This window comes from Actinomadura sp. B10D3, from assembly GCF_039871695.1.
GTDB lineage: Bacteria > Actinomycetota > Actinomycetes > Streptosporangiales > Streptosporangiaceae > Spirillospora > Spirillospora madurae.
This window is the reverse complement of sequence record NZ_JBDPLY010000020.1, coordinates 1-17,078: the sequence shown is the minus strand read 5'-3', so window position 1 is coordinate 17,078 and position 17,078 is coordinate 1. Positions and strand designations below refer to the sequence as shown.

Below are 17,078 nucleotides of genomic sequence, written 5' to 3'. Positions count from 1 at the left end.
CCCGGCTGACGGCTTTGTCAGTGGTGCGGTGCAATATCGGAGCCCGGTACGAAGGAGATCACGGTGTCGCTCACGAACCAGCAGGTGGCCGATCACGCCTTCCTGAAGGGCCTGTACGACGACGGATACTTTCCCGATCACCTCGTCGACAAGGGCAAGGCGATCCTGCTGAGGCTGTGCGAGCGGATCGAGTCCGAGCCGCCGTCCGATCTGGCGGCCCTGTACGTGCTCACGCAGGCCGCGACCGAGGAGTTCAACGCGCTGGAGGAAGAGTTCTACGCGGCCGGCAGCGAGATCGAGACCGTGGCACGCGAGCTGATCGCCGAGGACTTCTGGTTCGTGGCCTCGGCCTACGGCTTCGCAGATGCGGACGCGGAGGAACTGATCGCTACCCGGTACTGGTGATTCCCGGCACCTGTTGCGCCGAGTTCGCCGTGCGCGCGGGCCCCTGACAGAACGCCGTACGGCATCTATCCGTGAAGCGCTTCTTGATAGCGAAGGAGGACGGTGGCCGATCCTCTGTCTCCGTACCACTGGCTCGAAGGACCCGGCGGGCACCCCCGGCGACTGGGCGGCATCTACTGCGTTTCGTTCTTCCGTGAGCTCGCCCCTGCCGAGGTCCTGCACAGGTTCGGGCCTGACGAAGCGCCCGGCCAAGAGATGACCTTCGATCAGCTTTGGGACATCGTCGGAGATTTCACCACCAGGACCCAAGGCGGTTCTGGAAGCGGCTACGTCGGAGTGCGGCAGGCCCGAGGGTGGAGCGTGGCCATCGAACTCCTGGGCTGGTACGCCGTACTGCCCGGGTACCACACCCGGCTCTCTGAGGGCTGCGAAATGATCGCCATCTCGCGGCACGACTACGCCGAAGACTCCTTCGTGTACGCAGCCGACGGCGAACTGCTCACCGGTTTCACTCCGCACATGCCGAGCAGGCGGTGGGGCAGCGATCCGAACAGGATCAACCCGATCATGCACGAGTTCGGGATGCCTACGGAGACCTTGAACGATGAGGAGTGGGAGGACGAGGACGCCTGGGATCGAATGTACGAGCACCGGATCGCGCGGGTCTTCGCACTGGCGGCTGAGCTCACCGGTGTCGCGTTCACTCCGAGCCTTCTCGACGAGCCGCTCCTTGTAGGCGCCATCACCCAACTCGCCTGAGGACTTCATCGTCTCAGCCCGGTACGGTCCTGCGACCGAAATCGCAGCACTGCCACCCTCGAGTCAAGCCGGCAGAGTGTCGGCTACTGGTCTAGGCGCTCAATGAGAAGGCTTGATGAGCGGCCGGCTGTCACCGCTGCGGCTCGGGCTTCGTGGCCAGGGCCTCCAGGTGGGCGGTGTCTCGGTAGAAGCGGCGGGCGCCTTCGATCGAGGCCACAGCGAATCCCAGGCCGAACGGGCAGGCGACGCGCGGGGCGGGCCGGTCGATCAACACGCGGCGCGCGGCCTCGCGTACACGCCATAGGGCGTCGACAGGGTCGCTGCCACCTTGGTCGATCTTCATGACGACGCTCTCCCACCATCCGGCCACCGCACGAAGTTCGGCAACGGTACGTACCTCGGAGGTGAGGCCCTCTCCCTCGTCGATACGGGCGACGAGTCGGCCTTCGGCATCGCCTCGTGCGCGGAGGGCTTCTTCGTGGCGGTCGCGGACGTAGGTCTCGAACCGGTTCATGTTCTCCCCTTCTCTGCGGTGCGGTGCAGAACTCGTGTTCATCAGGCGTCGCCGCCTCGTATGCGGCAGGCACGTTCATCGGCCTCGCTCAGGACGACGACGGGCAGTTCGGCGATCCCGACGGACAGCGCGCGGTGGATGCGGTGCCAGCCGTCGATGACCAGCGGTGTGCTCGGGTTGGGCACCGGAACGGCTAGCAAGGGACGGGTCAGATCGGCCGTACGGGCATGGTCGGGGTCGACCTGGATGACCGCGCGTGCCCAAGCCAGGCGTTGCAGGTCGCCAGGGACGGTCGGATGGCACGCGGCGAGCTGGGTAGCGAGATCGATGTCCCAGGCCCAGCCGAGCATGATGAACATCTCGTTGGCCATGAACGAATCTCCTGATCAGAGTGCATGGTGCGGTCGCTGGCGGCGAGGCGGGTCCGGCTGCGCACCGGACCCGCCCGAACGGGTCAGGCTCTGCTGAGGGCACGGGTCGCGGCGCGGCCGATCGCGGTAGCCGCTTCGGTGGGGTCGCTCAGCTTGACCAGGCGGGCTCCGTCGAGCGGGACGGCATAGTCGAGGGCGAGCCAGAGGACGGCGCAACCGGCCGAGTCGAGGCGCCGGATGCGCTCTTCTCCGGCCTCGCGCTGCTGCGGAGTGAAGATGCCGTCGGAGACAACGACCAGGAGCCGCGCCGTACCGGCTCGGGTGAGGTCGAGCGCGGCGGCGAGGGCGTCGACCGCTTCGGTGAACTGCTCGGTGGAGTCGCTGGCGCTGAAGGTGCGGACCTTCTGCGGGACCTGTCCTGGATGGGTGACGGCCCGGACGCGGGCGCCGAAGATGACCGTGGCCGATTGAGCGTCCGGTACGTGCGCGGCGGCGCGGGCCATGATCCAGGCGGCGGACGCCACGGGCCCGGCGAGAGTGTGCATCGAGCCGGACACGTCGCAGGCGATGCCCATCCGCAGCGGTGGCGAGGGGACGTGTCGGCGGGTCGTCCGGGTGAACGGTTCGGCGGTGGGTGTGAGACCGGCAGCGCGCTGGGCGTCTGCGGCCAGGGCGCCACGCATCTTCAGGCGGCCAGGCGGGGTCGCCGAGGTGGTCGTGCTGGCGGTCCGTTCGCGGTGCGCTGCAGCGCGAAGGACGCGTGCGAGGCGGCGTGCCGCTGCCTGCTCGTCAGCGGTCGCCGGACGGCTCCCGGTGATCGCGGTAGGCCCTCGGCGGCCGGTGTCCGGGTGCGACTTACCGAAGACGCGCCGAGCGGTCCGGGCAGCGCGCTCGCGAACAGCGCGCTCCTCAGCTCGTTGCCGCGCGGCCTCCGACTCGCCGGGCCCGGAAGTGCCGTGCGCCGTCGCCACGGCGGTCAGCGCCGAGGTGATGGCGGAGGCGAGCGGAGACGGTTCGGGGGAGCCGGAGGAGGCGCTCGGTCCTTCTCCCTTCGGAGCGGGGCGGTCGGGCGCGGTGTCCAGGATGTTGCACCAGCGGCGGCCAAGGTCGAGCATCGTCTCGCGGTCGTCGTCGCCGGTGACGTGGGCGATGTGCCACAGCGCGGCGAGGGCGCTGAGACGGCTCGGGCTGAGGATGCCCGTGATGGTGGTCTTCAGGTCGGCGACCTCGGCGGGGTCGAGGATCCCGGCGTCGACGCGGGCCAGTAGAAGGGCGGCGGCGCGGGCGGCGTCCCACGGTGTCATGGTCGCCGTGACGGCGTCCGCTCCACCCGGTATCTCACTGGGCGCGGTGAAGTCGGCCAGTACGAGGCGGCTGGCGGATGCGCGCAGCCAGCGCCGGTCGGCGGGGCGGCGCCGCAGGTGCGCCGCTTCGATCCGCGACTCCTCCAAGGCCAGCGCGGCCTCCACGTGTGCGCCGGTGGCTCCGTCCGGCACCGTCCAGCGGGTGTGGGATGCGTGCGCGGCCTCGTGGACCAGGACGCCCCATAGCGCCGGGTACCGATCGCGGTCGGCCGGGCGGGACGGATCACAGGTGGTGGGATGGTGGCCGAGGTGCTTCCCGTCCAGTTCCACGGTGGCCAGGGCCGGGATGAAGCAGCCGGGTGCGCCGTGCCCGGCACCGGGCGCGCAGGTGACCGTCAGGTCATCGCGGTCGGCCAGGTCGGTGATCTCCTCGGTGAACGCGGCGGATAGCCGCAGCCAGGCGCCTTTGGCTTCTGCCCCAGCGGTCTCGGGCTCGGGTGCGATGATCATGTGTGGTTTCGGCATGGCGTCGTTCCTTCCGGGTGGCGGGGCGGCTGGGCAGTAGATAGCGGCCGGTCAGATCTGGCGGCCGAGGGCAAGGGGCGCGATGGTCCGGCCGTAGACGGAGCCGACGACCTCGGCGATGACATCGCGGTCCTCGTCAGGGGCGATGCCGATGAGGTTCGCGACGGCGGCCTCGGCACCGAGGACACCGGCGATCTTCTGGAAGGCGATGAGCTCGCGCAGCTGCGGCGCCCAGCCGATCTCTCCGGAGGCCTGCCGGATGGAGAGGTTGCAGGCGACCCGCACGGCCTTGGGATCGATGCCGAGTTTCCGGGCGAGGTCGTAGTCGGTGGAGACCTTGATCTGCGCGGCGAACCGGGACGCCAGCGCCTCGGTCAGTACCGCCCCGTGCACGCCGGGGTTGTGCCCGGCGATCACATAGAAGCCGTCCTTGGCGCTGATCGTCTCGCCCTTGTGGGCCTTCACGGTGATCTGCCGCCGCCCGTCCATGGCCGGGTAGACGACCGCCAGGACCTTGGGGGAGATCAGCGTGGCGTCATCGATGAGCAGGCACCGGCCCTCGGTCATCGCGGTCGCCAGTGGCCCGTACACGAACTCGTAACCGCCACCCGCCGCCTGGGTGTACTCCCCGACGAAATCGGCGACGGCGGTGTCACCGTCCCCTGCAACTGTGATCAGGTCCGGGAACGCGGCTTCAACCAGGGACGTCTTCCCGGTCCCCGGCGGCCCGTACAGCAGCGCCGGGATCCCGGCGTTACGCAGGCGGCGCAGCGCGTCCACGTCGGGCAGGTCGGCGAGCGTTCGAGGGTGGTAGCTCTGGCCGTTCGGGCGCCGTACAGCGGTTGCGGTCCTCGGGCTCGCGGTGGGGGCCGCCGTCCGCTCCGTGCTCGCCGTGGTCGGGGCTGCTGGACGGGTCGGCGGAGCGCTCGTACCGGCGCCTTTGGCGGCCTCGATGGTGGTGGAGGTGACGCGGTAGCGGCGCGGGCGGGCGCCGACCTGCTCGGCGTGGCCCTGCTCGGTGAGGGTGTCCAGGGCATTGCCGACGGCTCCGGCGGACCGGTCGAGCGCGCGGGCGATCTCGCCCGGCGTCAGCGTTCCGCTCGGGTGGGCGACGAGGTGCGCGGCGACTCTGCGCCGCAACTCTCCCTGCCCGAGGCGGCCGGACCGCGTTTCATCGGCTGGGCTGGGGACGGGCACGGTGGGTGTGTTCATGGTGATCTCCAAGGCGTGGCTCGTGCTGGCAGGGACCGGGCTGCGGTGGGCGCTGCTGGTCGCGCCCACCGCCTCAGCCCGTCACTCGGCGGCGGTCGCCGCCTCCGCGCCCGAGGCGGCGATGAAGCGGCGGGGACGCTCGCAGGTCTGCACCGCTTCGCCGAGGGCCACCAAGCGGTCGAGGGCGTTCGCGATGGCTCCGGCCGAGTGGCCGATCACCTTGGCGATCTCATGCGGGGTCAGTTCGGCGGTCGGGTGCGCGGCGAGGTGAGCCGACACCTTCGCGCGCATCTCGCCGGGGTTGGATCGGGCCTGGCCCGTGGCGTTGCGCGGACGCCCGTTGACGGCGGTACGGACCAGCCGCCGCGCCTTCCCCGAGCCCGTGTAGGCGATCTCGATCGCCGCCATGGCCTCCTCACGGTCACCGCTGGCCAGAGCCCCAAGGGCCGTCTCGACGGCGTCCCGCATGACCGTCAGCGCTTCCCGTGCCTCCGCAACCGCGCCGGAGTCCATCGCCTCAGGGCCACCGGGCTCGTCCGGGAGTGTCTCCGCGCTAGCGCTCGGTTCCGGGACGGCGTCAGCGGCCGCGTCGTCGGCTGGGGCGGCGGGCGCCGGTACCGCCTCCGCGCTCGTCTCCGTGACGGCGTCAGCGGCGCCTTTAGCAGCATCACCGCCTGTCATCGTGGCCACGAGCGCCCACCGGTCCGGAAGCCGCTTTCCGCCGTCACGCCCGCCCGGTGTCCGGACCGCGGTGGCCGTCCTTCTCCAGCGCCGCCAGGGTGCGGTTGGTGGTCGCCCGGCTGACACCCGCCGTTGCCGACAGTTCCGCCGGGCTCGCACCGGGGTTGGCCAGGAGCGCGTCCCAGACGTCGCCTGCCGCGCCGTCGGGACGACCGCCGTCCTGTTCGGCGGGCGTGGTGTTCTCGTCGGTCATAGCGGCGGTGGGCGCACCGTGAATTTCGATGGCGGTCATGGGCGATTCCGTTTCTGCGATACGGCAACCGGATTCCGGCACCGGGCTCGTTTCGGAGCTCGACCATTTCTCGACACGCCCCACCAGACAAGGCCTGTCGACCATCCTTTACTAATCCACTATTAACGGAGGGTCAGTTCTTCCACCGTTTCGAACGCCGCCCAGCAGAGATAATCGACGAACTTCACCTCACAGCTAGCACCATCTCACCGGAAGTCGGCGTTGCACACTGAGACGTCCACTCTCAGCACATCGTTCATCTCGTGCAATTCAGCTCGTCGGCTCTGGATGCTCACGTTCTGAACGGAATGCCAAGCGCCCTCGGGAACCGAGTCGAAGCGCGGACGGCAGGCATCCACTCGCGCCTCGCAGGCCTCATCCGGATGCCCCCGAGGCGAGTGAAGCGGCTCAGACGAAGGCCGGCACTGGAGGGCAGTGCCGGCCCTCAAACCCAGATCACAGCGAGCAGTCGGGCAAGCGGATAACCGCACTGAAGTAGAGGTCACGCACACACCTGTCGCATTGCTTCGTAGAGCGAGTCGACCGCACTGTCGGTACGGCCGATCCGCGCACTGAACTGCTCATACGCCCCACCTAGCCGGTGCCAGTCATAGTTGGCCCCCCGACCGGCCCCCCGGTTGGTCCACCGGATGGGCCCCCGGGTAGGCAGGAATGGCCAGGCAATCGCGCCCAGACCGTATGCCCCTCTTCCGGACTCCCCTTGAAGCCGAACTCCGCCGCCAACTTCACCACGCCCAGCAGTCCCCTGCCGTTCTCGTTCGGAGCGACCGCCGGCGACTCGATGCGCACAGCCGGGACGCGCTTCCCGCCCAGATCGCGTACCGCGAGCCAGACCGGGCCGTTGCAGATGACCTCCACACCGAACCATCCCCCTGGTTCCCCGGACCGCGTATGCAGCAGGGCATTGCTCATGAGTTCGGCCGCGATCCATTCAGCGTCGGAGACACAATCGAAATCGGCGAGCACGGTCGCAACGAATCTCCGTCCCTGGCTGCACTGGTCGGCCCTGCCTGGAAAGACTCGACGCCATCTAAGGTCTCCCTCGTACTGGAACCACTTACGCGCCTCGTACGAGAATCGTTCCGAAAGAGCCACGATCGATGACCTCCACTCTGCATTCCCCCGAAGTCGCCACACGAATGTCCGGCGACCGCATTAATGGAGATCGGACTTCGCGATGGGGGTCAAGTCATGGACGTGCAAGCGATGCAGTGATCGCTACGGCGGGGCTTCAGCCGACGAGACTGCGCAGGAGGTTCTTGGTTCGCCTCTCGGGCTCTGCATCGAGCTGCCGCAGACGTTCGATGAGCTCGTCGTAGCAGCAGCGCACCGCGTGCACCTGGCCGAGGTCTGCGTGGAGCTGCATCCGGCGCCGGTAGAGGTACTCGTCAACAGCGCCGATCACGGACGCCCGCTCCAGGTAGAGAAGGGCGCGCTCGGCGTCGTCCTGTAGAGCCGCCATCTGGACCATGGCGCGGGCGACCTCCCTGTCAAGCGCGGCCGAGGCGTTCTGCGCGAACTCGAACGGGCTCCCAGGCATGTACGGGCCGGAGTACAGATCGATTGCCTGCTCCAGCGCCTCGGACCGTTCCGCTCCGTTGAGGCATCGAGCCGCCGACAGTCCCCTGCGCAGCTTCCAGACATCGCAGGTGAAGAGTCCAGGATTGAGGCGATAGGTACTGGCACCGAGGTTCTGCACCATGGCCGCGCCGCTCCGACCTGGCCGCCCCAGCGCTTCGCACAGTTTGGTCCGCACCTCGCGCATCGGTCGCCAGAAGAGCTCACGGTTCTCTCTGGGGTCAGCGTCCGGCCACATGCGCGCGTAGGCGCTCGATCGGGCGAGCCCGGAATCACCGCACTCCGCCAGCAGCCCGAGCAGCCCCCATGCGGCTCGCTCCCCGCAACCGATCACCCGGCCTCCAGGCCCCTCGATCTCGTAACGGCCAAGGAGCCGTACGAGCCCAGGGACGGCTGTGTCGATCACGGAGACCTGCTTCCCCTGCCGCCCCCGGCCGGAGCCATCCTCCATGGCAGCCGGCCGCGGCTCCGCGGTGGTTGAAGCCGCCAGTTCGCCAGCAATCTCGTCGCCGGAGTGATTTGCGTCATCGCTGACCCGAGGGGACCGTACGCGCCCAACAGCTCGCGACCCACGACCACCACCCCCGCGGGCGGTAGCCCGCGGGGGTGGTGGGCAAGCCGGAGGCCTTCGGGGTCTCCTTGCCAGGGCTTCACGTTTCGCGCCCTCGCTTCTATTCGCCTCCGTCGTTCCACGGGTCGAGGCAGGACGAACAGCCAGGAGCAGAAGGCAGGCGTTCAGCCCCACGCCAACACCCACGGACACCGCAAGTCCTTCGTCATCAGCAGGGCCGGCGCTGAGCAGAATGATCGCCGCAGCGACGACCCAGGCAATCCCGAACCGCACCGATTCGTGTCTGGCACCCGGTCGCACGCCGCCGGCCTCTGCACTGAGCCGCACCCTGTTCTTCCACGTCATGCCACTCCCCCGTCGCTGTTGCGATCACTCGGGACGATTGAACATGCGTCGTCGCGAGACAGCCCCTGAAGGAAAACGATCAGTGCAACAAGTGATCACCTGCGCGCGCCCGATTCCAGGGCACGACCCGCCGGGAAGGCCAGCCGCGCCAGGCGTCCGACCACTGACGACGCTCCGGGCTGGCGCAGTGGCGAGAAGTCATCAATGGAGAGAAACAGCCACTCGTGTCGGAGGGCGGCACGACGACACGACCAGCCACCGACCTTCATAACTATGAGCGCAAGTGCCGTTACTCTCGGCGTTCGGAGGTGAGTCATGAGCGGCCATGAAGAGAGCGTGGGCAGGCTGCTGCAGGGCGTCGTTCCGGACGAACTGCTCGCCGCATACACCCGCCTGCTCGACGAGGACGGGTGCCCGCACGACGAGGCGGCGGCCTTCCTCGGGAGCCCCGAAGCGGTCGAGGCGCTGACCCAGCGTGGGATGGCCCATGTGCGTCCTGACGTGCCTGCCACACCTCCGCGCCTGGTCCCGGCTCCACCCGACCTGGCCCTGCTCGGAGCCCTGACCGACCTTGCACGGCAATTGGCGGTCCAGCAGGACCGGCTGCTCAACGGCCACCGCCGGCTGAGCGACCTGCGCCACGCCCCTGCGGCCGATGACGGCGACCGCCTCGACCGCTTGCTCAAGATCGTCACCAGCCGGGACGAGATCAGCCGCCTTTCCTACTCGCTCATCAACGCAGCGCGGCACGACTGGCTGACCCTCGACAACTACGTCCTGGAGGCCCCGGTCGAGGAATCGACCGGTTTCGCACCTCTCCCTTCCTTCGGCGAAGAGGTTCGCTGCCGCGCGATCTACGAGACCAAATGCGCCGAGCATCCCGTCGGAGCCAGGACCATCGAGGCCGCCGTCCAAGCCGGCGAGCAGGCTCGCCTTCTGCCCCGCATCGGGATGAAGATGAAGCTCGCGGACGAGGCCGTGGCGCTCCTGCCGCTCACCCCGACCGGGATGTCAGGCGCGCTACTCGTGCGCTCTCCTGTCATCGTCGGCGCACTCCGCGAGTACTTCGAGATGCTGTGGGAACGCGCGGTCCCCTACGGCAACCCCGACCCGCAAGCGCCGATCACGCCCATCCAAGCGAACATCCTCAGACTCCTCACCCAGGGCCTCACCGACGAGGTGATCGGCCGCCGCCTGAACCTGAGCAAGAACACCGTCCAGCGCCACTTCACCGCTCTGCGAGAAGCGCTCGGCGCCGAGACCCGCTTCGCAGCCGGGGCCGCCGCCGTCCGCCGCGGCTGGATCGACTAGACCACCCCCGACATCCGAAAGGCATCCCATGCCCGAGTACGAGGACTTCGTTCCCTGCCAGCGATTCCAGCCCACGCTGGCACTTTCCCCCGACGCGACCACTGTGGCGTACTCCAGCAACGCCTCGGGCCACTACGAACTCTGGACGATTCCTGTCGCAGGCGGCAAGCCCCGCATGATGGCCGGCTTCCCTGATCGGACGGTGCGCCAGATCGCCTGGGCCCCCGACAGCAAGGAACTGGTCTTCTCCGCCGACCGGGACGGCGACGAGCAGTACCGCCTCTACCGGGTCGGCCTCAGCGGTGAAGCACCCGTCGAGTTGGCCCCTGGCGCCGACTGCCAGCGCCTCCTGCCTGCCAGCCCCTTCGACGCAACCGGCCGGTACATCGTGTACGCCGCCAACGACCGTGACCCGCACGTACAGGACCTGCTCCTGCTCGACCTGGAAGAAGACCAGGTTCGCCGCTTCACCCCGCCGACCGAGATCATCTTTGAACCCGCCGGGATCTCCCCGGACGGCCGCTGGCTCCTGACCGCGGGATTCCGCTCCCACACCGAGGTCGGCGCCTACCTCATCGACCTCCGCCAGCCCGACGGCCAAGCAGTCTGCGTGACCGAGTCGCTCGGCAGCGGACTGTTCGAGCCCGCCGCCTGGGCGCCGGACTCCTCCGGGTTCTACCTATTGACCGACGCCTGGAGCGAGTTCACCGCCGCCGCGTTCTACTCCCTGACCGACCGCGAACTGCGCCCGGTCGCACAACCGCCCTGGGACGTCGAGATCATCGACACCGGCAAGGAAACGGTGCTGTGGTCGGTCAACGAAGCGGGCCGCTCGACCTTGCACGCGCGCCACCACCAGCAAGAGCTCGCACTCTCCGACATTCCCCACGGCGTCGTCAATGCTTTGGCCGTCGCCCCCGACGGTTCGATCGCGACGATGCTGATCGATGCGGCCACCCGTCCCGCCGAGATCGCCGTCGTCGAGCTCGACCGCGGCCGCTTCCGCTACCTCACCGACACCCGCCCCGCAGCGCTCCGTACGGTCGAACCCGTCGAACCGGAGACGGTCAGCTACCCCTCCGCCGACAGCCGTACCATCCACGCCTTCCTCTACCGGCCGCATGGCCCGGGCCCGCACCCGGTGCTGCTGTCGATTCATGGGGGCCCCGAGGCCCAGGAGCGCCCGGTGTACGCGCGCTCGGGTCTCTACCAACACCTGCTCGACCAGGGCATCGCCGTCCTGGCCCCTAACATCGCCGGCTCCACCGGCTACGGCACCGCCCACCAGAAACTCATCTACCGCGACTGGGGCGGCGCCGACCTCGCCGACCTCGACCACGCCGTCCAGTACCTGTACACCCTGCCCTGGGTCGACCGCGACCGGATCGCCACCGCAGGTGCCTCGTACGGCGGCTTCGCCGCTCTCTCCTGCCTGGCCAGACTCCCCTACCCGTGGGCCGCGGGCGTCTCCATCTGCGGCCCCACTAACCTGGTCACCCTCGCCCAGGCGTCACCACCCACCTGGAAGACCTTCGTCAATACCGTCCTCGGCGACCCGGACACCCAAGCCGACCGGCTGCTGCAGAACTCACCGGTGACCTACGCCGACAACATCACCGCACCGCTCTTCGTCATCCAGGGCGCCCGCGATCCCCGCGTCCCCCAAGCCGAGTCCGACCAGATCGTCAACCGGCTGCGCGAGCGCGGCATCGACGTCCGCTACGACATCTACCCCGACGAAGGCCACGGCTTCACCAACCGCGCCAACGAACTCGACGCCTACAGCAACATGGCCGACTTCCTCATCACCCACCTTCGGTGAGGTCATGACGGAACGGCTACGGAGCGATTCACGATCGCAGCAGGACTGCCTGCCGATCTGAAGTGTTCCCTGCCGCGGCGAGGGCTCTGCGAGTAGCGTGATCTCTCTCAGTGCCACTCCTGCCTGATAAGGGCCCCAGTACCTGACCGACGCAGACGGGGATGCCGTGCCGATTCCGGACTACCAGACGCTCATGGCCCCGGTTCTCGAGCTCCTGGCCGATGGCCGGGAGCTGAGACTCCAAGAGGTACGCGACCGCCTCGCACCGAAGCTCGGAATCAGCGAAGAGGAACGTCAGGAACGCATCAACAGCGGAACTCCTCGGTTCGATAACCGAGTCCACTGGGCCGTCACCTACCTCTACCAGGCGGGTCTGCTCCAGCGCCCCCGCCGCGGGGTCATCAAGATCACCGATCGCGGTCGCGAGGTGCTCAAGGCGAATCCTGAACGAGTCGACAACGAAGTGCTGAAGCAGTTCGAAGAGTTCCGAGCGTTCAAAAGCCGTACCCGACCTGGCCGTGCGGCCCCGGCCTCCTCTGAAGTGGAAGATCAGAGCACTCCCCAGGAGAAGATCTCCAGCGCGATCGAAGAGGCCAACGAAGCCGTTGCGGCCGAGGTCCTGGAGCGTGTTCAGCAGGCCGACTTCGTCTTCCTCGAACGCCTGGTACTGCGCGTACTGGCCGCAATGGGATACGGGGGGCCGACCGGCTCGATCAGGCACCTCGGCGGCCCCGGTGACGGCGGCGTGGACGGAGTGATCCGCCAAGATCCCCTCGGCCTGGACGAGATCTACGTCCAGGCCAAACGCTTCGCCACCCACCGCGCCATCGGACGCCCCGAGATTCAGGCGTTCGTGGGAGCCCTGCACGGAGCGCAAGCGGACCGCGGAATCTTCGTGACGACCAGTACCTTCACCGCAGACGCCAGCGAGTACGCCGACCGGGTCAACGCACGCGTCGTCCTCATCGACGGCCCCGCCCTCGCTCGTCTCATGGTCCAGCACAACATCGGCGTACAGGACCAAGAGCGCTACGTTCTCAAGCGCGTGGACGAGGACTTCTTCGAGGAGCTCTGACCCGCAGGTCTCCCCTCGCCGACGTTCAGCGACATGCCGCGGCATGGGGTTTCCCGGCGGGTGGACACCCCCAGCAGTGGTCGACGTTACCTGCAAGCAGGACAAGCCAAGCACAGGCCTGCTCCACCCGGCGTGGCAGCGTCAGTAACTGGTCCCGTCTCCTGGATCGCCTGGCCTCGGGCCCTCTCACTCAGGAAAGTCGTCCAGCAGCACGAAACCCATGCAGCTCGCCAACTCGGCGTCTCGCGGGGCAATCAGCGCCCGCACGCGGAAACCGGTTCCTGCCCGCCGTACCGACCAGCGTGAGGCGATGGAGGCCACGATGAACAGGCCCCGGCCGTTCGTCCCAGCGCTACCGGCGAGCTTGAGTCGGGGAACCGTGCCCCGCCCCCGCCCCGTGTCGGTGACGGTGATGACGACGCGCGATCGCGGGAGCCGCCTGATCGTCAGTCGTACGGGATCGCCCGGAGCACAGCCGTGAACGACGGCATTGGTAACGAGTTCGCTGACCACCAGTTCCGCGGTGTCGGCGCACCGGTGGTCCGGCCCCAGGGCCGCTCGGAGTCGCCTGCGCACGACCGCCACCTGCGACGGATCTGCTGACACTGCAAACACATCAGCCATCAGGAACATCCGAGCCCGACGGCCTCCCTCGTTGGCGTTGCGGTGGTTCCTCGCGAACCGCGCAGGAACGCGGACGGGAATATGGCGCATCGAGCGGGAGGCATCCATGGGCGAATCACCTTAAGCCGAATCCGGAGGGAAGTCGTACAAGCCGCCACCAAACGGTTACTCGTCGTGACGGCTCCCATCACTCTGATGCGACGCTCTCCACGGAGGCCAGGTCAGCCGAGCGTGAAGGCCGTGATGCTTCTCGACGGCCGCGTGAACGTCGTGAAGGTAGTGATGAGCCTGCCGTTCACGCCCGTGCCGCCGATTCGCGAGTTACGGTGCTGGCAGCTTTCAATCGGCATGGAGATCATGTGGTCGCGAAACAATCGCTTTTGGTCGATCATCTTGATCGGCTCAAGTGGACGCCTCGCGAACTCGCCCGTGCGATCAACTCCTGGTTGGAAGTCCGCGGCAGATCAGGCGAACGGATCCATCCGACGACGCCGTACCACTGGATCAGCAAGGGCTTCTGCCCCTACGCGCCCTATCCCCAGATCGTCGCCGAAGTCCTATCCGCGGCGCTCGGCCACGTGATCACTGCGCATGACCTGTGGCCGGACAAGACACCACCGACAGCCGACTCCCCAAAGACGGCGGCCAACGGCCTGACAGCGTCGTGGAACGCCGACGACGTCGTCGCACAGATCTCCGAACTCCCGCGTGAACACCCGGACGGCACGGCCTCGGTGAGCGGTCCCGACCTTGTCACGCCAGCGCTCGACGGGATCCGTCACTCCCCCGGAAAGGCAGCCGCGACGGTGGGCGCCGACCGCGTGCGTCCTGCCCTGATGACACTGATCACTCGGCATATCGCTGAACTGCGCCTGCTCGACGACCGTGCGGGTGGCGGCGCGCTCAATCTCCGCTACGTCCACAACGAGTTGCACACCGTCTTGGACCTGCTGCGCAACGCGGCCTGCGAAGCCGATCTGCACGAGCGGCTCTTGCTGGCCACGGCCGATCTCGCCCAGCTCTCCGGCTGGATGCACTGGGACGCTGGAAACCACGGCACCGGACAGCGCTACCTCCTTCTGGCCATCCGCGCCGCCCGAGCCGCTGCCGAATCGACAAGACTCGAACTACGTACCACTGCCACCGAGAGCACCGCCAACACGCTCGGCATGCTGGCCTACCAGTGCGCACACGCCGGCCGTCCAGCCGACGCCGTACGCCTGGCCGAAGCGGCCGCCAGACTCGGACGCGCCGCTTCGTCCGCAACGCGGGCACGACTCGCCGGGCGCCTGGCAACCGCACATGCCTCCGCAGGCGACATCCACGCGTTCCGAGACGCAGCGGAAGAAGCCCGTCGACATCTCAGCGACCACAGCCCGGACGACGCCCCACCATTCCTCTACTACCTCAACACCGAGCAGCTGGATGCCGAAGCCGGTCAGGCGCTCGTCGACCTGGCCCGGCGGCGGCCCGCTGAGTCCGGCAGACTGCTCAGCGAGTCCGTCGACCTCCTCACCCCACTAACGTCCACCGGTCTCCGCACCGAATACCAACGTTCCGCTCTCCTGCACGGCTGCTATCTCGTCCAAGCGCACCTGCACCAGCACGACCTCGAAGCGGCCGTCGCCGCCACCCGCAAGGCCACCGAGCGCCTGGCCGGTGTCCAGTCGGTCCGCTGCCAGGTACTGGTCAAGCGCCTGGTGCAAGCCTTTGCCCGCCGTGCCCGCAACCCCTATGTCGCCGACCTGCTACCCGAGTTGAATGACGCACTCGATACTGCGTGACCATGGAGACATGGCGCACGCCCTCTCCCCCTTCGAGCGCGACCCTCGTCACGTAGTTCAACCGCGCCCCTACGACCATCCCGACGCCCGCTGGCTCACCAATGAGCTGTACCTGGAACAGCTAGCCCGCTACGACGTCGCCGACGCCCCCATCGACTCGGTCGACGACTTCGCACCCCCGAACGGGCTCTTCCTCATCGCCTATGTCGACGGTGTTCCCTGCGCCTGCGGCGGAATCCGTACCTACGAACCGGGCGTGGCGGAAATCAAGAAAATGTACGTCGCTCCAGCGTTCCGCGGCCACGGGCTAGGGCGATGCATCCTTGCCGCGCTAGAACAAGCAGGTCAGGCCAACGGTGTCGTTCGGTTCATCTTGGAAACGGGTTCACGCAACACCGAGGCCCTCGCGCTCTACGCTCACGCTGGCTACTACCCCATCCCCGCCTACCGCGACCGCGACTCCACCATCAACCGCGCCCTGGCTAAGAACGCCACCAACCCCCAGTAGAGCGCCGATTGCCGGGTCTTTCCCGCGCGGCCCAGTAGCGAGCGTTCACAACCGCGTGCGGTCGGCTCCCTGTGAGTGTGAACCCTGGTGAACGGTGTCGCGCCCACCGGATCAGGCCGGGGCATGATGGGCCACTATGCCGCCCTCACCATCGTCATCAGCTCAAGCGGCGCGCGAGCGCTTGGGAAGCCAGCTCCGGGATCTCCGCCGGGCCAGGCGTATCTCGGGCCGGGCCTTCGCAACGTCAGCGGGGTGGAAGTCCGCGTCCCAGGTGTCCATGATCGAGATGGGCCGCCGAACGATCTCGGCGGAGCATGTGCGGTTGTGGTGCTCGATCTGTGGAGCGTCCGAGCGCCGGACCGAGGAACTGCTCGCCGAGCAGGCGGCGGTCGCGGGGATGTGGATCCCGTACGAGCAGCTGAACCGTGGTGGCCTACCGGCGGCGCAGAGATCGATCCGGCAGCAGTATGAGGAGCTGGTGCTGGCCCGGTCGTACCAGCCGAAGGTGTTTCCCGGCATGCTGCAGACCCCGGCTTACACTCGCGAGGCGCTGACCGGGGTGATCGTTGAGCAGGCGGTGCAGACGCCAGATCCGGACGGTGACGTCGAGCTGGCGGTGGCCGAACGGATGGATCGGCAGAGTCTGCTCAGCCGGCCGGATGCCCGCTGGTACTTCCTGCTGGAGGAGCCGGTGCTGTGGTACCGACCATATCCAGCCGACGTGCACCGCGACCAGCTACGGCACCTCCTGGAGGTGCGGCGGCGGCCGAACGTGTTTCTGGGGATCATCCCGGTCGGCACCTTCCGGCAAGGTGTTCACCCGGAGGAGGCGTTCGACATCACCGACGGCCACCTGGTGACCGTGGAACTGGTGTCGGGCTACCTGTCGGTGACGCAGCCAGCAGAGGTCGCGCTTTACGTGGCCACGTGGAAGCGGCTGTGGGCGCTGGCGGAGACAGCTGAGGCGGCGACGGGGCGGGTCCGCGCCGCGCTCGACCGGCTGGGCGATCAGGAGGGGGTGTAGTCGTCGTGCGGGATGCCGCGTTCCCACAGCATCTCGAACATGCCAACGATGGGCAGGACCTTACGCGGGTCGGCCACGTACTCCATCCGACCGGTGTCGGTACCGTCGCCTGCGGTGAAGTTGTAGGCGATGAGGCGCTGGTCGTACATGAAGAAGTCGGCGACAGGATGCGGCAGGTCGTAGGCCAGGTGGCGGGGCAGCCACCGCAACTCCTCCCCAGCTTTGAGAGGGAGTTTTGAGAGTGGTCGGCTGGTCTGTGTGTTGTGCTGGGTGATGGGGCGAATTTCAGTGTTCGCTGTGGTTCAGGGTGAACAGTCCTGGTTGATGTTCGGCGAGGAGGTCGCGGGCAACG

General features: G+C 68.0%; 17 protein-coding genes. 8 read left to right on the top strand and 9 right to left on the bottom strand.

Features of this window, described 5'->3' with window-relative positions; all coding sequences use genetic code 11:
• Positions 1-63: 63 nt before the first annotated feature.
• Together ABGB11_RS26760 and ABGB11_RS26755 are read left to right on the top strand one after the other, a co-directional pair.
• Complete coding sequence (locus tag ABGB11_RS26760) at positions 64-405, top strand: DUF5713 family protein (RefSeq protein WP_347636937.1); 342 nt, start codon at positions 64-66, stop codon at positions 403-405.
• A gap of 102 nt (positions 406-507) precedes the next feature.
• Positions 508-1,164, top strand: coding sequence for a DUF6461 domain-containing protein (locus tag ABGB11_RS26755; RefSeq protein ID WP_347636935.1), 657 nt, complete (start codon positions 508-510; stop codon positions 1,162-1,164).
• A gap of 130 nt (positions 1,165-1,294) precedes the next feature.
• Here ABGB11_RS26755 and ABGB11_RS26750 read toward each other — a convergent pair whose 3' ends face one another.
• The 7 genes from ABGB11_RS26750 to ABGB11_RS26720 form a co-directional block, all read right to left on the bottom strand.
• Positions 1,295-1,678 (bottom strand): hypothetical protein, encoded by a 384-nt coding sequence (locus tag ABGB11_RS26750; protein ID WP_347636933.1) that lies wholly within the window; start codon positions 1,676-1,678, stop codon positions 1,295-1,297.
• A gap of 41 nt (positions 1,679-1,719) precedes the next feature.
• A complete protein-coding gene (locus ABGB11_RS26745) occupies positions 1,720-2,049 on the bottom strand; it encodes a hypothetical protein (RefSeq protein ID WP_347636931.1) in 330 nt (109 codons plus the stop codon).
• 83 nt (positions 2,050-2,132) lie between these two features.
• A complete protein-coding gene (locus ABGB11_RS26740) occupies positions 2,133-3,878 on the bottom strand; it encodes a hypothetical protein (protein ID WP_347636929.1) in 1,746 nt (581 codons plus the stop codon).
• Between the two features lie 51 nt (positions 3,879-3,929).
• A complete protein-coding gene (locus tag ABGB11_RS26735) occupies positions 3,930-5,090 on the bottom strand; it encodes an AAA family ATPase (protein WP_347636927.1) in 1,161 nt (386 codons plus the stop codon).
• 81 nt (positions 5,091-5,171) lie between these two features.
• Entirely contained in the window at positions 5,172-5,498 is a 327-nt protein-coding gene (locus ABGB11_RS26730) for a helix-turn-helix domain-containing protein (RefSeq protein WP_347636925.1), read from the bottom strand.
• A gap of 316 nt (positions 5,499-5,814) precedes the next feature.
• Positions 5,815-6,063 carry a helix-turn-helix domain-containing protein gene (locus ABGB11_RS26725; RefSeq protein WP_347636922.1) on the bottom strand — a complete coding sequence of 83 codons (249 nt, stop codon included), beginning with the start codon at positions 6,061-6,063 and terminating at the stop codon, positions 5,815-5,817.
• Positions 6,064-7,315: 1,252 nt separating this feature from the next.
• Positions 7,316-8,068, bottom strand: a complete 753-nt coding sequence (locus ABGB11_RS26720) for a bacterial transcriptional activator domain-containing protein (RefSeq protein ID WP_347636921.1) — start codon at positions 8,066-8,068, stop codon at positions 7,316-7,318.
• 846 nt (positions 8,069-8,914) lie between these two features.
• Between ABGB11_RS26720 and ABGB11_RS26715 the strand changes: the two genes are divergently transcribed.
• The 3 genes from ABGB11_RS26715 to ABGB11_RS26705 all read left to right on the top strand — a co-directional run bounded on the left by ABGB11_RS26715 (position 8,915) and on the right by ABGB11_RS26705 (position 12,786).
• Positions 8,915-9,889: a LuxR C-terminal-related transcriptional regulator gene (locus tag ABGB11_RS26715; protein ID WP_347636919.1), complete on the top strand. Its 975-nt coding sequence runs from the start codon at positions 8,915-8,917 to the stop codon at positions 9,887-9,889.
• A gap of 28 nt (positions 9,890-9,917) precedes the next feature.
• Positions 9,918-11,711, top strand: a complete 1,794-nt coding sequence (locus ABGB11_RS26710; RefSeq protein WP_347636917.1) for a prolyl oligopeptidase family serine peptidase — start codon at positions 9,918-9,920, stop codon at positions 11,709-11,711.
• A gap of 166 nt (positions 11,712-11,877) precedes the next feature.
• Positions 11,878-12,786, top strand: coding sequence for a restriction endonuclease (locus ABGB11_RS26705; protein WP_347636915.1), 909 nt, complete (start codon positions 11,878-11,880; stop codon positions 12,784-12,786).
• Positions 12,787-12,972: 186 nt separating this feature from the next.
• Here ABGB11_RS26705 and ABGB11_RS26700 read toward each other — a convergent pair whose 3' ends face one another.
• A complete protein-coding gene (locus ABGB11_RS26700) occupies positions 12,973-13,518 on the bottom strand; it encodes an ATP-binding protein (protein ID WP_347636913.1) in 546 nt (181 codons plus the stop codon).
• Positions 13,519-13,769: 251 nt separating this feature from the next.
• Here ABGB11_RS26700 and ABGB11_RS26695 point away from each other — a divergent pair, with 251 nt between their 5' ends.
• The 3 genes from ABGB11_RS26695 (at position 13,770) to ABGB11_RS26685 (ending at position 16,726) form a co-directional block, all read left to right on the top strand.
• A complete protein-coding gene (locus tag ABGB11_RS26695; RefSeq protein ID WP_347636911.1) occupies positions 13,770-15,194 on the top strand; it encodes a hypothetical protein in 1,425 nt (474 codons plus the stop codon).
• 10 nt (positions 15,195-15,204) lie between these two features.
• The gene (locus tag ABGB11_RS26690) at positions 15,205-15,702 is read left to right on the top strand and encodes a GNAT family N-acetyltransferase (RefSeq protein WP_347636909.1); all 498 of its coding nucleotides are present in this window, start codon (positions 15,205-15,207) and stop codon (positions 15,700-15,702) included.
• A 136-nt stretch (positions 15,703-15,838) separates the two neighbouring features.
• Positions 15,839-16,726, top strand: coding sequence for a helix-turn-helix transcriptional regulator (locus tag ABGB11_RS26685; RefSeq protein WP_347636907.1), 888 nt, complete (start codon positions 15,839-15,841; stop codon positions 16,724-16,726).
• Here the strand turns inward: ABGB11_RS26685 and ABGB11_RS26680 are convergent.
• Positions 16,711-16,935: a DUF6879 family protein gene (locus tag ABGB11_RS26680; protein WP_347636905.1), complete on the bottom strand. Its 225-nt coding sequence runs from the start codon at positions 16,933-16,935 to the stop codon at positions 16,711-16,713. The genes ABGB11_RS26685 and ABGB11_RS26680 overlap by 16 nt on opposite strands.
• Positions 16,936-17,078: the final 143 nt, after the last annotated feature.

Coding starts and splice junctions, on each gene's coding strand:
- ABGB11_RS26750 (WP_347636933.1), bottom strand. CDS start 1,678: ATGAACCGGTTCGAGACCTACGTCCGCGACCGCCACGAAGAAGCCCTC.
- ABGB11_RS26745 (WP_347636931.1), bottom strand. CDS start 2,049: ATGGCCAACGAGATGTTCATCATGCTCGGCTGGGCCTGGGACATCGAT.
- ABGB11_RS26740 (WP_347636929.1), bottom strand. CDS start 3,878: ATGCCGAAACCACACATGATCATCGCACCCGAGCCCGAGACCGCTGGG.
- ABGB11_RS26735 (WP_347636927.1), bottom strand. CDS start 5,090: ATGAACACACCCACCGTGCCCGTCCCCAGCCCAGCCGATGAAACGCGG.
- ABGB11_RS26730 (WP_347636925.1), bottom strand. CDS start 5,498: ATGGCGGCGATCGAGATCGCCTACACGGGCTCGGGGAAGGCGCGGCGG.
- ABGB11_RS26725 (WP_347636922.1), bottom strand. CDS start 6,063: ATGACCGCCATCGAAATTCACGGTGCGCCCACCGCCGCTATGACCGAC.
- ABGB11_RS26710 (WP_347636917.1), top strand. CDS start 9,918: ATGCCCGAGTACGAGGACTTCGTTCCCTGCCAGCGATTCCAGCCCACG.
- ABGB11_RS26700 (WP_347636913.1), bottom strand. CDS start 13,518: ATGGATGCCTCCCGCTCGATGCGCCATATTCCCGTCCGCGTTCCTGCG.
- ABGB11_RS26690 (WP_347636909.1), top strand. CDS start 15,205: ATGGCGCACGCCCTCTCCCCCTTCGAGCGCGACCCTCGTCACGTAGTT.
- ABGB11_RS26685 (WP_347636907.1), top strand. CDS start 15,839: ATGCCGCCCTCACCATCGTCATCAGCTCAAGCGGCGCGCGAGCGCTTG.